At 59.0% G+C, this 13,017-nt stretch carries 11 protein-coding genes and 1 tRNA gene; 8 read left to right on the forward strand and 4 right to left on the reverse strand.

What is annotated here, in order from left to right; genetic code table 11:
• Positions 1–7 precede the first annotated feature (7 nt).
• On the forward strand, positions 8–1,225 hold the full coding sequence (locus tag O3W47_RS20975) for an NAD(P)/FAD-dependent oxidoreductase (RefSeq protein WP_269314531.1): 1,218 nt from the start codon (positions 8–10) through the stop codon (positions 1,223–1,225).
• Positions 1,226–1,232: 7 nt separating this feature from the next.
• A complete protein-coding gene (locus O3W47_RS20980) occupies positions 1,233–2,033 on the forward strand; it encodes an aldolase/citrate lyase family protein (RefSeq protein WP_080852413.1) in 801 nt (266 codons plus the stop codon).
• Between the two features lies 1 nt (position 2,034).
• Here the strand turns inward: O3W47_RS20980 and O3W47_RS20985 are convergent, their stop codons facing one another.
• Positions 2,035–2,211, reverse strand: a complete 177-nt coding sequence (locus tag O3W47_RS20985; RefSeq protein WP_162936695.1) for a hypothetical protein — start codon at positions 2,209–2,211, stop codon at positions 2,035–2,037.
• Positions 2,212–2,300: 89 nt separating this feature from the next.
• Positions 2,301–2,642: a hypothetical protein gene (locus tag O3W47_RS20990; protein ID WP_127758297.1), complete on the reverse strand. Its 342-nt coding sequence runs from the start codon at positions 2,640–2,642 to the stop codon at positions 2,301–2,303.
• 162 nt (positions 2,643–2,804) lie between these two features.
• On the opposite strand from O3W47_RS20990, the gene O3W47_RS20995 reads away from it, so the two are divergent.
• The 4 genes from O3W47_RS20995 to O3W47_RS21010 all read left to right on the forward strand — a co-directional run bounded on the left by O3W47_RS20995 (position 2,805) and on the right by O3W47_RS21010 (position 6,992).
• Positions 2,805–2,895: transfer RNA gene (locus tag O3W47_RS20995), tRNA-Ser, on the forward strand.
• A 363-nt stretch (positions 2,896–3,258) separates the two neighbouring features.
• A complete protein-coding gene (locus O3W47_RS21000; RefSeq protein ID WP_269314532.1) occupies positions 3,259–3,567 on the forward strand; it encodes a hypothetical protein in 309 nt (102 codons plus the stop codon).
• A 688-nt stretch (positions 3,568–4,255) separates the two neighbouring features.
• On the forward strand, positions 4,256–5,323 hold the full coding sequence (locus O3W47_RS21005) for a porin (RefSeq protein ID WP_127758299.1): 1,068 nt from the start codon (positions 4,256–4,258) through the stop codon (positions 5,321–5,323).
• 604 nt (positions 5,324–5,927) lie between these two features.
• Positions 5,928–6,992, forward strand: coding sequence for a porin (locus O3W47_RS21010; protein ID WP_269314533.1), 1,065 nt, complete (start codon positions 5,928–5,930; stop codon positions 6,990–6,992).
• 174 nt (positions 6,993–7,166) lie between these two features.
• Here O3W47_RS21010 and O3W47_RS21015 read toward each other — a convergent pair whose 3' ends face one another.
• Positions 7,167–9,239 (reverse strand): lytic transglycosylase domain-containing protein, encoded by a 2,073-nt coding sequence (locus O3W47_RS21015; RefSeq protein ID WP_269314534.1) that lies wholly within the window; start codon positions 9,237–9,239, stop codon positions 7,167–7,169.
• Between the two features lie 362 nt (positions 9,240–9,601).
• Between O3W47_RS21015 and dapA the strand changes: the two genes are divergently transcribed.
• Both dapA and smpB read left to right on the forward strand, forming a co-directional pair.
• Positions 9,602–10,486, forward strand: coding sequence for a 4-hydroxy-tetrahydrodipicolinate synthase (dapA, locus tag O3W47_RS21020; protein WP_003524121.1), 885 nt, complete (start codon positions 9,602–9,604; stop codon positions 10,484–10,486).
• A gap of 161 nt (positions 10,487–10,647) precedes the next feature.
• On the forward strand, positions 10,648–11,130 hold the full coding sequence (gene smpB, locus O3W47_RS21025) for an SsrA-binding protein SmpB (RefSeq protein WP_003524122.1): 483 nt from the start codon (positions 10,648–10,650) through the stop codon (positions 11,128–11,130).
• Positions 11,131–11,323: 193 nt separating this feature from the next.
• Here smpB and O3W47_RS21030 read toward each other — a convergent pair whose 3' ends face one another.
• Positions 11,324–12,823, reverse strand: a complete 1,500-nt coding sequence (locus tag O3W47_RS21030; RefSeq protein WP_269314535.1) for a globin-coupled sensor protein — start codon at positions 12,821–12,823, stop codon at positions 11,324–11,326.
• Positions 12,824–13,017: the final 194 nt, after the last annotated feature.

The following is a 13,017-nucleotide window of genomic DNA, read 5'->3' on the forward strand; positions in this document are numbered from 1 at the left end:
GTGGACTGTGACGGGAAGGCTGGTAATCGTCGGGGCGGGGCAGGCCGCTTTCGCGCTGGCGTCGAAGCTTCGGGCGCTGAAGGACGAGCGCCCCGTCACCATCGTCGGTTCCGAGGATGCCTATCCTTACCAGCGGCCGCCGCTCTCCAAAAAATACCTTCTCGGCGAGATGAGCTTCGACCGGCTGATGTTCCGTCCGGAGGAATGGTACGCCGAAAACAATGTCGATATCCGGCTTTCCACCTGGGTCGAGGAGATAGATCGCGCCGCCAAATCCCTGCGCATGCAGGACGGCAGCACGCTTTCCTATGACAGGCTGGTGCTGGCGACCGGGGCTGCTCCCCGCCTGCTGCCCGCCAGCATTGGCGGCGATCTGGAAGGCGTTCTGACCGTTCGCGACAAGCGCGATGCCGACCGGCTTGTGGAGGAGATGAAGCCGGGCCGCAGGCTGCTGGTGATCGGCGGCGGTTATATCGGTCTCGAAGCAGCGGCCGTCGCCCGCAAGCTCGGCCTCGAAGTGACCTTGATCGAAATGGCTGACCGCATTCTCCAGCGTGTGGCGGCGAAGGAAACCGCCGATATCATGCGCGGCATCCATCAGGCCCACGGCGTTTCCATTCGCGAAAAGACCGGCCTTGTGCGCCTTGTCGGCATGGATGGCCGGGTGGCCGCAGCCGAACTCTCCGACGGCTCGACGCTGGATGTGGACTTTGTGATTGTCGGCATCGGCGTCACGCCGAATGACCGCCTCGCTCGCGAATCGGGCCTCAATGTCGGCAATGGCATCGTGGTGGACGACCATACCCGCACCTCCGACAGCGCCATTCATGCGGTGGGCGATTGCGCGCTGCTGCCGTGGCGCGGCCAGCATGTGCGTCTCGAATCGGTACAGAACGCAGTCGATCAGGCCGAAGCGGCCGCTGCCGTGCTTACCGGGGCTGAAGCCGCCTATGATCCGAAGCCATGGTTCTGGTCGGATCAATATGACGCCAAGCTGCAGATCGCCGGCTTCAACCTCGGTTACGACGAGACGATGCTGAGGCAGGGCGCGCGTGAGGGCAGCTGGTCAGTCTGGTATTTCCGCGAGGGGCGATTCGTGGCGGTGGATGCCGTCAACGATGCCAAGGCCTATGTCGCGGGCAAGAAACTGCTCGATACCGGCGCAGAGCCGGATCGCGCCATCCTGGCGGATGCTTCCGCCGATCTGAAATTACTGCTTTCCTGAGGACATCATGCCTGCTCCCGAAAACCGTTTCAAAACCGCCATCCATGCCGGCAAGCCGCAGATCGGCCTCTGGCTCGATATGGGCGAGGCCATCACGGCGGAAATCGCCGGTACGGCGGGGTTCGACTGGCTGGTGATCGACGGCGAGCATGGGCCGAACGATCTGCGCAGCATCATCGATCAGCTGCGCGCCCTTGCCACATCGTCTGCGGAGCCCGTGGTGCGCGTGCCGGTCGGCGAAAGCTGGATGATCAAGCAGCTTCTGGATGCGGGTGCGCGCACGCTTCTGGTGCCGATGGTCGATTCGGCTGATCAGGCGAAGGATCTGGTCAGCGCCATGCATTATCCGCCGCGCGGCATTCGCGGCATGGGTGCTGCCGTTGCCCGCGCTTCCGCCTTCAACACGATAACCGACTATGCCGACAGCGCCTCGGACAGCGTCTGCCTGCTGGTGCAGGCCGAAACGCGGGCGGCGATCAACGATCTCGACAATATTCTTGCGGTGGAGGGTGTGGACGGCGTCTTCATCGGCCCGGCGGATCTGGCCGCCGATATGGGTTATCTCGGCAGGATAGACGAGCCGGAAGTGCAGGCGGTGATCGAGGCGGCGATCGTCAAGATCGTCAAGGCGGGCAAGGCCGCCGGCATTCTCACCTTCAATGAAACCTATAATCGCCGCTATCTCGAACTCGGCGCGTCCTTCGTGGCCGTTGGTGCGGATGTCACCGAATTCGCCAGCACCCTGCGTGCGCTCTCTGCCCGTTACAAGGGCGGAGCAGCTCCTGCGCCATCACGGTCCGGCTATTAATTCAGTCGTCGTTGCTGGCGTTCAGCTTTTCCGGCGGAATGCCTTCTTCGCCGGAGGCGAGATAACCGGTGTTGATAAGGGCGGCGCGAATGATACGCTGGATGGCCTCATCCCTGTCTATGCCGTGATCCCTTGCAAAATCCGACAAAGCCGTTTCAAGATCGTCGCTGAACCGCATATCCGCCCCCATTCATCACATTTCAAACCAATACGGAAAGGCAAGGCAGGATTGACCCGCCTTGCCTCAATTTTAAGTCCATGCGGCGATTAGCGCCAGCGATAAAGGCTGCTGTTCGACGAGTTCTGCTGCGTGCTTGTGCCGACCGCATAACCGATGGCAAAACCGAGTGCGCCAACGATCGTCAGCAGGGAGGTCGCCGTGCCGGGATTTTCCTTGACGGCTTCCACGACATTCTGGCCCTGAGCGCGGACATTATGCGCGGCCTTGCGCACGCGCCCGCGCGCCTCATCCAGAAATTCGGACGCATCCTCGCTCACACCTTCCGCGCGGGCGGATACGGATTTGGAGAGGGACGAAATCTGCGAACGCAGCTCCGCAATCTGGTTTTCGATCGTGTCTTCGACAACATTCAGTTTGGTCTGAGCCATTAGAACACCTCTTTTGTTACCGAAGGCAGAACGTGCCGGCTTTAAAGAAGTTCCCGAATTGCCCGCAAAGTTTCGCCGGGCGATGTTCAGCCAACAGGTTTTTGTGCTTCTTGGCGAAAAAGCCTTGCAATCATTTTTTTTACGCAATAATCAGGCCGCACCGGAGAGGTGGCCGAGTGGTCGAAGGCGCTCCCCTGCTAAGGGAGTATACGTCAAAAGCGTATCGTGGGTTCGAATCCCATCCTCTCCGCCATCAGTTTCTGCTGAGATTTATATGAGAAGCAGAGCAAGCGCTGGCTTCTTTATCTATTTCATACCCATTGCAGGCAAAATGGCTGTGAACCTTAGCGGATCGCGGCATTACCTGGCCATCGTCGGTTGCCTCTTGCCTGGCGGCTCATCCCCTTCTGCTGACATTCATTGAGCGTCGGGATTGAGCCGGTGCCATTAAATCGCGGACGCAGCAATATTCCCGGAGAACGACTCGGGCGGCCGCCTGATCGATCACGCATATTTTAGGAATTCGGTCGGGTCTTTTGCGTGGATCGTCACGGATGCATCTCGTTCTTTGAAAAAGAGCGACTATCTAGATTCTCAGCCAGACGAAGGAGATTTAATGATCGACGAATACGGCCCCTACGTGCAGATGGGCACGCTTGCAGAGCAGATGGCCTCCCACTACCAGATGGACGCGAATCTTGAGCTGGGGTCGCACCTGTCGCATTACATGGAAGAGGTTGAGATCAACATATCTGCCGACAGCTTTGATCATGTTGGGTTCATGAGCAAGATTCGCGCGCGACTGACAATGACACTGGCAAAAACCGCCGCGCCCCGGCGTCGAGAGTTCCTGCAAGCTGTGGTAGTCGCGCTTCAGGAGCGTATCGATCGATATTCACTCAACGTGGCTCTGGACGGCAGCTAGGTTGCTGCCAGCGGACGAGCGCCGAGGGGGCCCGGGCAACCATCATGTCCAGTAGCGGCGTTCTTCCTACCGCGCGACGATGGTTCAGTGTGCCGGCATTAAACATCTTTGTGATTCTCGATGTCGAGCGAGTTCGCAAGTTCGTGCCTGCAAACCTGCGTCGTGTCAGTAAGCGCAGCCCGCCCGAAGGCAAATCAGTTTGTCCAGCCGCCGGATGTCCGGCCGCTCGAATCGTTGGCCGGTGAATCAGTCTTGAGCGGGGTGGTGTTATCTCGCTTTCCCCATGCGTATCGGTTACGGGCTTCGCGACAGGGGCGATTGAAGCAAAAAAATCCCGGGATCCAAGACCGGCCGAGTAGGGAATGGCCGAAAAAGCCGGTAGTTTAGAAAGACCTTGTTAACCTCGCTAACTAACGGATTTTCAAGAAAATTCTTAACGTACTGTAAAAGCGGTAATCGGCCGCCTGCGCACTGTGTGTTGTTTCCGCAACAAACCGAAATGAAGCATATACGTAAATGCTATTTATCGGATGTTGGCGATTGCAAGCGGCGAAACCTTTTGTATTTTCACCACCAGAAGCGAGGCGGTGGATCGTTTGGCTTCTAAGAACACGGGAATGGGGCAGGGAATGCTGTCCTTCAGCGAAAGTACCCAGACCCACTTAAAAACTTTGACTGGAGGTCAACCATGAACATCAAGAGCCTTCTGATCGGCTCCGCTGCGGCTCTCGCAGCAGTATCCGGCGCTCACGCTGCCGACGCTATCGTCGCTGCTGAGCCTGAGCCCCTGGAATACGTTCGCGTTTGCGACGCTTTCGGCACCGGCTTCTTCTACATCCCCGGCACCGAAACCTGCCTGAAGTTCGACGGTTACATCCGTTTCCAGACCGACTTCGGCCGTAACAAGTCCGGCACGTCTGACTGGGATTCGTTCACGCGCGCTCAGTTCAACATCGACACCCGCACCGACACCGAGCTGGGCGCTCTGCGCGGTTACATCGGCTTCCGCGGCCAGGCCGACAACGACAGCAACCGTGGCGTTGTTGTTGACCAGGCTTTCATCGAACTCGGCGGCCTGAAGGTCGGTTACTACTACAACTGGTGGGATGACGGTCTCTCCGGCGAAGTTGACAGCCTCAGCTCGAACCAGACTCGTCTGAACGCTATCCGTTACACGTACGACGCTGGCTCGTTCTACGTTGGCGTTGCAGTTGAAGAACTCGAAGCTGCTCGCGGCGGTTCCAACATCTCTGACGACTTCGTAAAGGGCGGTTCGTTCGAAGGCCCGAACAACGTTGGTATCTCCGCTATCATCGGCGCTAAGTTCGGCGGCGTAAACGCTAACCTGCTCGGCGGCTACGACACCGACGCAGAAGAAGGCGCAATCCGCGGTATCGTCACGGCTGACATCGGCCCGGGCACGCTTGGCCTCTCCGGCGTTTGGGCTTCTGGCGCGAACAAGTACTACGAAGAGTCCGAGTGGACTGTTGCTGCTGAATACGCAATCAAGGCAACCGACAAGCTGACCATCACCCCCGGCGTTCAGTACTTCGGTACGATCGACATCGGTGCTGACAACCAGTTCGTTGGCGACCGCGATGCATGGCGCGCTGGTGTAGCTGTTGGCTACAAGATCACCCAGGGCCTCTCTACGCTCGTTTCGGTTAACTACCAGGACGTCGACGGCACCGAAGGTGTTGACACCGGCGCTGGCGACAGCTGGGTTGGTTTCGTTCGCCTTCAGCGCACGTTCTAATCTGATCTGACATTGTCAGTGATGGAAAGCCCGGCTCTCGAGCCGGGCTTTTTGTTTGAATGGCATCTTGATTGGGTGGGCATCGCGGCGGGCGGTGAGATCGTGACGGCGTTTCGATTTTCTGCAGCTTTATCCTCAGAGCCGACCGCTATGCATGTCCATCGATTCGTTCGGTATTGGGGAGACTTGAGTCGGTTAAGGAATCCGAAGCTGCGGGCTTTTGCTTTTCGGTCAGTTTTTTCTTGCAGAAGTAGGGTCCTCTGCACATTGCAATCGTCTTTTGAACAATTTTCAGTGGCCTGATCGTGTCCAGATTCAGGTGATCTCGTGGGTTTTCTCAGGACGGATTTTTCGAGCCTCTTGTTAAGTTACTGAAAAGCATAAGTTATTAACGTTTTTTTAACGAATGGGGTCCCGTCGGTTAGAATTGTAGCTATTTCGCAACAATGAAAAACTAAGGACACCTTACTGTCTTCCTTCTGTCATGATTAGGATTGCCTGTGCGGCCGGTTTTGGCTCTAATCATCTCCATAAGCGGCACGCATTTCTGAAGTGCTTTCCCACCCGCTGCTTAGAAGATTAAGCGTTTGACTGGAGGTCAACCATGAACATCAAGAGCCTTCTCATCGGCTCCGCTGCAGCTCTCGCAGCAGTATCCGGCGCACAGGCCGCTGACGCTATCGTCGCTGCCGAGCCCGAGCCCCTGGAATACGTTCGCGTTTGCGACGCTTTCGGCACCGGCTTCTTCTACATTCCCGGCACCGAAACCTGCCTGAAGTTCGGCGGTTACATCCGTTTCCAGACCGACTTCGGTCGTAACGAATCCGGCACGTCTGACTGGGATTCGTTCACGCGCGCTCAGTTCGAAATTGACACCCGTACCGACACCGAGCTCGGCGCTCTGCGCGGCTTCATCGGTTTCCGTGGCGAAGCTGACAACGACAGCAACCGTGGCGTCAACGTCGACCAGGCTTTCATCGAACTCGGCGGCCTGAAGGTCGGTTACATGTACACCTGGTGGGATGACGATCTCTCCGGCGAAACCGACATCCTGTCTTCGAACTCCACCCGTGCAAACGCTCTGCGTTACACCTACGATGCCGGCTCCTTCTACGCTGGTATTTCGGTTGAAGAGCTGGAAACCCCGCTTGACGACGTTTCGAACCTCGGCATTGCCAAGGGCGGCTTCATCGAAGGCCCGAACAACGTTGGTATCAGCGGTATCATCGGTGCCAAGTTCGGCGTAGTTAGCGCAAACCTGCTCGGCTCCTACGACACCGACCAGGAAAACGGTGCAATCCGTGCAATCGTCACGGCTGACATCGGTCCGGGCACGTTCGGTCTCTCTGGTGCATGGGCTTCCGGCGCAAACTCTTACTACGAAGAGTCTGAGTGGACTGTTGCTGCTGAATACGCAATCAAGGCAACCGACAAGCTGACCATCACCCCCGGCGCTCAGTACTTCGGTACGGTTGACATCGGTGCTGACAACGACTTCACCGGCGACCGCGACGCATGGCGCGCTGGCGTAACGTTCGACTACCAGATCACGCAGGGCCTCGCTACCAAGGTTGCTGTTAACTACCAGGACGTTGACGGCACCGAAGGTGTTGACAACGGCGCTGGCGACCAGTGGACTGGTTTCGTTCGCCTTCAGCGTTCGTTCTAATCTGATCTGACGCAAGTCAGTGATGGAAACCCCGGCAGAAATGCCGGGGTTTTTCGTTTGACGGAGTTTGGCGCAACGGAGCGTTAATTCGGACGCGGAAAACAAAAAAGCACCGGGCGAACCGATGCTTGAATATCTTTAAAATCGTCAGCGGCTGGGGAAAGAATACCGCCTTTACCCCGCGCGCCCATGGCGCAGGTCGTCAACGATATCGGCCTGTTGCCCGAGCCTCGTCTTGTAGACCTGATAATTCTCCATCACCCGCTGCACGTAATTGCGGGTTTCGGGGAAGGGGATGCGCTCGATCCAGTCGACCACCTCGTCGATTGGCTTGCCGCGCGGGTCGCCATAACGGGCGATCCATTCCGGCACGCGCTTGGGCCCGGCATTATAGGCGATGAAGGTGAGGATATAGGAGCCGCCGAAACTGTCGATCTGCTCACCGAGATAATGCGCGCCGAGCGTGGCGTTGTAGCCCGCATCTGTGGTCAGCCGAGCCTGGGTGTAGGGCAGGCCATGGCGTCCAGCCACGCCCTTGGCGGTTCCAGGCAGCAGTTGCAGCAGGCCGCGCGCATTGGCGGCGGAAACGGCGGCCGGGTTGAAGGCGCTTTCCTGCCGGGCAATTGCATAGGCAAGCGCCTTGCCGGAGCCGGCAATATTGGCGCTGGCAGGAATGACACCGAGCGGATAGGCGAGAGCTGCGGCATCGATGCCGCGGCTGAAGGCCGTCTTGCCGATTTGCAGCGAGACCTGATGATTGCCGTTTCCTTCCGCCCGCGCCGCCAGAATGGCGAGTTCGCCGGGGCTGTCGAGTTGTTCCGCCAGCGAACGATAAAGGCTGTCGGCCCGCCAACCGTAACCGGCCGCTTCCAGCCGGTCGATGGCGCGCACGGCTTCGCGGCCGGCGAAACGTTCGCGGTCACCGCTGCTGGGGCTCGGATAGGTGACGTTTAGTGTTTTTGCACCGATTCGCGCGGCGGCAAGCTGGCCATAAAACGTGCCGGAATGAGCGGCGGCTTTGGTGAAGAAGTCGCGGGCATCCCCCGGTCCGCCGGCTTCCGCCGCCCGCCCGAGCCAATAATAGGCGCGCGACGCCGAAAGCGGCCGGTTCGAAGTCTGAAGCAGCGTGTTGAAGTGGCGCGAAGCCGTGGCCGGATCGCGCAGCGCTCTTAGCGCATACCAGCCGGCATGGAATTCCGCATCGGCAACATCGACGGCGGAGGTGGCGGAATGATTGGCGACGATGCGATAGGCCTCGGCGAAATCGCCGAGATCCGCGACGCCGCGCGCAATGATGCGCCGCTCGTTCCACCATTCGCCCGGATTGACGAGCTTGGCCGTTTCCTTCGGGGCCTGCCGCAAAAGCACGGCGGCTTCGGGATATTTCTGCTGGTTGCGCAGGTTTTCCACCCGCGCGAAAAGATAGGCGGGGTCGCTGCGCCAGGAGGCATCGACCTTGCCGATGAGCGCAGTCGCAGTAGTGGATCGCTGCAGCACGGCTGCCCAGGCATTGTAAAGTGACTGCGCCTTGCCGAGATCGCCGAAACGCTTCGCCTGACCGATGCGGCTGCGATACATCAGGTAATCCATGCGCGCTTTATGATCGGCGGGCGTGAGATAGGTGGGAAACTCGGCAAGAACACGGTCTTCCATGTCCTTGTCCATACCTTCGCTGACCCAGAGCTGGCGAATGAGACGCTGCGATTCCGCACCCTTGCCGGAGGAGGCGAGCGCCTTGGCGAGCACCACGCTGCCTTCCGCGGTTTCCGGCCGGCTGTTGCCGAAGGCGGCAAGCACCTCCGACGCCGGCGGATCTTCTCGGTAAAGCGCTTTTTCGGAATTGGCGCGCAGGGTGGCAGCCCCCGGCCAGCCGGAGAGCTCGCGCTGCGCGGCGGCGATTTCGGCGGAGGCGACGTCCTTCTGGCCGGAAACGGCGATTGCCCAGGTAAGGATATGGCGGTCGAGGCTGCCGGTCGGCATGGTGTTGCGCAACGCAATCGCGCGGGCCGCATCGCGGCTGGAAAGCGCGTCGAGACCGGCCTTCAACTGACTTGCATCGTCGGGGCGGTCGAGGCGCGGAATGGCGCCGGTGATCTCGGGCGAGGCCGGCATGAAGGCCGGAACGGTCGGCGCATTCGGCTTGACATAGGGAAGCGGGGCCGCACCTTCCGGCAGCGGCCCGGCCAATGCGTTCCAAACGGTTGCGGCAAGGCCCGCCGCCATCAATCCCCAGACTGTCTTTTTCATGCCGTTCTTCATCGTGTAACGGAATTGCCGACTTTCTTGTAATATCGCTACATTGCAACGGGATTGCCGAAAACGGTCTGATGTCCCACCCGGAAATCTTGGGATTTCAGGCTTAATGAAATGTTAATCGCCGCCCTGCAATTCAATCAACTTTTATTCACCGGCCCGCGAGCCACGTTTCTTTTCGGCGCCTGCTTTTTCTGCTCGCCGATCACGGCCCGGAGACTGTCACACTTCCGACAATTTCGGACAAAATAGGCTTCCTTTGCGCTTGTCGGCGCCAAGGGCTGGCACTAATGTGTGCCGGTTTTAACCATCGAATGCGGCCGAAGCATGAACCGGCTCGGCGCCAGGAGCTTTGCATGTTCAAGGGATCAATTCCCGCCCTCATTACCCCGTTCACGGACAATGGCGCCGTGGACGAACAGGCATTTGCCGCCCATGTGGAATGGCAGATCGCCGAAGGCAGCAACGGACTTGTGCCCGTGGGCACGACGGGGGAATCTCCAACCCTCTCCCACGACGAGCACAAACGTGTCGTCGAGCTGTGCATCGAGGTAGCGGCGAAACGGGTTCCGGTCATTGCGGGCGCTGGCTCCAACAATACCGATGAGGCGATCGAGCTTGCGCTGCACGCGCAGGAAGCCGGCGCGGATGCGCTCTTGGTTGTCACTCCCTATTACAACAAGCCGACCCAGAAGGGCCTGTTCGCGCATTTTTCCGCTGTCGCCGAAGCGGTGAAGCTGCCTATCGTCATCTACAATATCCCGCCGCGCTCGGTGGTGGATATGTCGCCCGAAACCATGGGCGCGCTGGTCAAGGCGCACAGGAACATCGTCGGCGTCAAGGATGCGACCGGCAAGATCGACCGCGTTTCCGAACAGCGCATCTCCTGCGGCAAGGATTTCATCCAGCTTTCGGGTGAGGATGGCACGGCGCTCGGTTTCAACGCCCATGGTGGCGTCGGCTGCATTTCCGTCACCGCCAATGTCGCGCCGCGCCTCTGTTCGGAGTTCCAGGCGGCGATGCTCGCCGGCGATTATGCCAAGGCGCTGGATTATCAGGATCGCCTGATGCCGCTGCACAAGGCGATCTTCATGGAGCCCGGCGTCTGCGGCACCAAATATGCGCTGTCGAAGACGCGCGGCGGCAATCGCCGGGTCCGTTCGCCCTTGATGAGTACGCTGGAACCGGCAACGGAGGCGGCCATCGATGCGGCGCTGAAGCACGCCGGCCTGATGAACTGAGACAGGTCCGAAAGCGTTTAAGGCGCGCCATGAACCGCTTCGCAACAGAAGCCGTTCGGCGCGCCTTTTCTTTTCGCGGCGACAACATTAAATAGGGGTTCGAAAACCGCTCTCGGCGGTAAGCCGAAGGCGCAATAAGAAAAACAAGGGATTGAAATATCATGGCCCCCAAAGGCAGCCAGCGCGTGGTGAACAAGATCGTTGCGGAAAACCGCAAGGCTCGCTTCAACTACGAAATCATCGACACCTATGAGGCAGGGCTCGTGCTGACTGGCACCGAGGTCAAGTCGCTGCGCGAAGGCAAGGCGAATATCGCCGAATCCTACGCATCGGACGAGGGCGATGAAATCTGGCTCATCAATTCCCACCTGCCGGAATATCTGCAGGCCAACCGCTTCAACCACGAGCCGCGCCGTCGCCGCAAGCTGCTTTTGAGCAAGCGCGAGATCAACCGTCTGCGCGCCGGCATCAACCGTGAAGGCATGACGCTGGTGCCCTTGAAGATCTATTTCAATGACAGGGGCCGTGCGAAGCTGGAACTGGCGCTCGCCAAGGGCAAGAAACTGCACGACAAGCGCGAGACGGAGAAGGAGCGCGACTGGAACCGGCAGAAATCGCGGTTGCTGAAGGGTGGCAATGCCTGAGCGGCAGGAAATTTAGCGGTGTAGAGGGTGGCGGCCTTTCGCCACTTGTCTTCCGTCATGCCGGACTTGATCCAACATCCAGCCATGGCGCGTCTGCGCCGTGGAAAGAGTCCTTTCAGCCCAGGTACTTGGGCTGGCGGGATCCCGGCTCAAGGCCGGGATGACGGGAGTGTGTTGCTGCCCGCTGCTCCCGTCACGCCGCCCGGTACGTCCGCTCCACATGCGCCTTCGTCGTCGAAACGCTGAACCGGCTGACAAGCGCGGCGAGATTGGCGCTGACATCGCTCAGATTATGCGTCGCCGCATTCGTCTCTTCCACCATGGCCGCATTCTTCTGGGTCAGGTTGTCCATGCTGTTGATGGCGGCATTGATTTCCTGAATGCCGACGGACTGTTCCTGCGCCGCCTTGGTCAGCGAGGCGATATGTTCCTGGATGTGATCCACCTTGTTGCCGATCGTATTCAAGGATTCGCCCGTCTTGTTGACCAGTGAAACACCCTGCATCACGTCTTCGGAAGACTTGGCGATCAGCGTCTTGATTTCCTTCGCGGCGGTGGCGGAGCGCTGTGCGAGTTCACGCACTTCCTGGGCGACGACGGCGAAACCCTTGCCGGCCTCGCCGGCGCGCGCGGCTTCCACACCGGCATTCAGCGCCAGAAGATTGGTCTGGAACGAAATCTCGTCGATGACGGAGATGATCTGGGTGATCTTCTGCGATGAGTCCTCGATGGCCCCCATTGCTTTCACCGCTTCCGTCACCACATCGCGCGAGCGCGCGGCTTCAACGGCCGAGCTTTCGACAATAGCCTTCGCCTCTTCGGAACGCTGTGCCGACAATTTGGAAATGGTGGTGATTTCCTCGACGGCGGCGGCGGTTTCCTCAAGGGCGGCGGCCTGCTGCTCCGTCCGGCGGGCCATATCGTCGGTCGCGGAAGTCAGCTCGCGCGTATTGCCGGAAATCTTGTTCGCTTCTTCGACGATCTGCGCAAATGCGCCGGAGAGATTGCCGACCGCAGCGTTGAAATTGGCGACAAGCCCTTCGAATTGCGGTGCGGTCTTTTCGCCGATGCTGGAGGTGAGGTCGCCATTCGCCAGCCTGTCGAGGGCGCTGTTGAGCAGTGCGAGAACGTGCTCCTGCTCCTTCTTCATCTGCGCCTGCTCGGCTTCCACCTTCTGCCGCTCGGCGGCCAGCACGTCGAGATAGACGGAAATCGAATAATCCATGTCGAGAAGGGCGGCCTTGATGGTGGCCGACAAGGCGTCCTTCACCTTCTTGGCCTTCTTTTCCATGAAAAAGCCCTTCAATTCGGACTCGACCAAGGCCTTGACGATGCCGTCGAGCATCAGGGCATAACCGCCGATGTACCATCTCGGCTCCAGCCCCAGTCTCGCATGGGTGCGGCCGATGGCGGTTACGGCATCGGTATAATCCGCATTGAATGTGCCGGAAGCGATCCTTGCCCAGTGTTTGAGCTGCATGCCCTTGGCGTGCTGCATATGCGCGTCGTTGGCGAAAAATTTCGCCGTCTCCGGCACTGAGCGAACCTTCGCGTAAAAACGATCCAGAGATGCATCGAGAGAGCCGGTGATGACGCCCTTCATGTCTGAAAGATTTTGCCGCTGCTCGTGGCCGAACCCCAGAAAATTCAGTCTTTCATCGAGCTGTCGGTCGGTTTTTGTCTGGCCATGCATGTCTAGTCATCCTGCTTTGACACCCAAATCACGTCGCTGGTGCCGTTGCGTGATTTAGACACGTCTAAAATTAACCAAGATATAATTTCGACTGGTCGGATTTGACGGTTGTTAATTCAAAGGGGAATTTTTGCCCTGCCGGCAGGGTGTCAAACAAAAACGCGCCCGTCTTTGCGACGGGCGCGTTTCTGAAA

The organism is Agrobacterium sp. LMR679, assembly GCF_027157905.1.
Lineage (GTDB): Bacteria > Pseudomonadota > Alphaproteobacteria > Rhizobiales > Rhizobiaceae > Agrobacterium > Agrobacterium leguminum.

Bases quoted from the DNA above. Each gene is read 5' to 3' on its own strand.
- O3W47_RS20980 (WP_080852413.1), top strand. From the start codon at position 1,233: ATGCCTGCTCCCGAAAACCGTTTCAAAACCGCCATCCATGCCGGCAAG.
- O3W47_RS20985 (WP_162936695.1), bottom strand. From the start codon at position 2,211: ATGCGGTTCAGCGACGATCTTGAAACGGCTTTGTCGGATTTTGCAAGG.
- O3W47_RS20990 (WP_127758297.1), bottom strand. From the start codon at position 2,642: ATGGCTCAGACCAAACTGAATGTTGTCGAAGACACGATCGAAAACCAG.
- O3W47_RS21000 (WP_269314532.1), top strand. From the start codon at position 3,259: ATGATCGACGAATACGGCCCCTACGTGCAGATGGGCACGCTTGCAGAG.
- O3W47_RS21005 (WP_127758299.1), top strand. From the start codon at position 4,256: ATGAACATCAAGAGCCTTCTGATCGGCTCCGCTGCGGCTCTCGCAGCA.
- O3W47_RS21010 (WP_269314533.1), top strand. From the start codon at position 5,928: ATGAACATCAAGAGCCTTCTCATCGGCTCCGCTGCAGCTCTCGCAGCA.
- O3W47_RS21015 (WP_269314534.1), bottom strand. From the start codon at position 9,239: ATGAAAAAGACAGTCTGGGGATTGATGGCGGCGGGCCTTGCCGCAACC.
- dapA (WP_003524121.1), top strand. From the start codon at position 9,602: ATGTTCAAGGGATCAATTCCCGCCCTCATTACCCCGTTCACGGACAAT.
- smpB (WP_003524122.1), top strand. From the start codon at position 10,648: ATGGCCCCCAAAGGCAGCCAGCGCGTGGTGAACAAGATCGTTGCGGAA.
- O3W47_RS21030 (WP_269314535.1), bottom strand. From the start codon at position 12,823: ATGCATGGCCAGACAAAAACCGACCGACAGCTCGATGAAAGACTGAAT.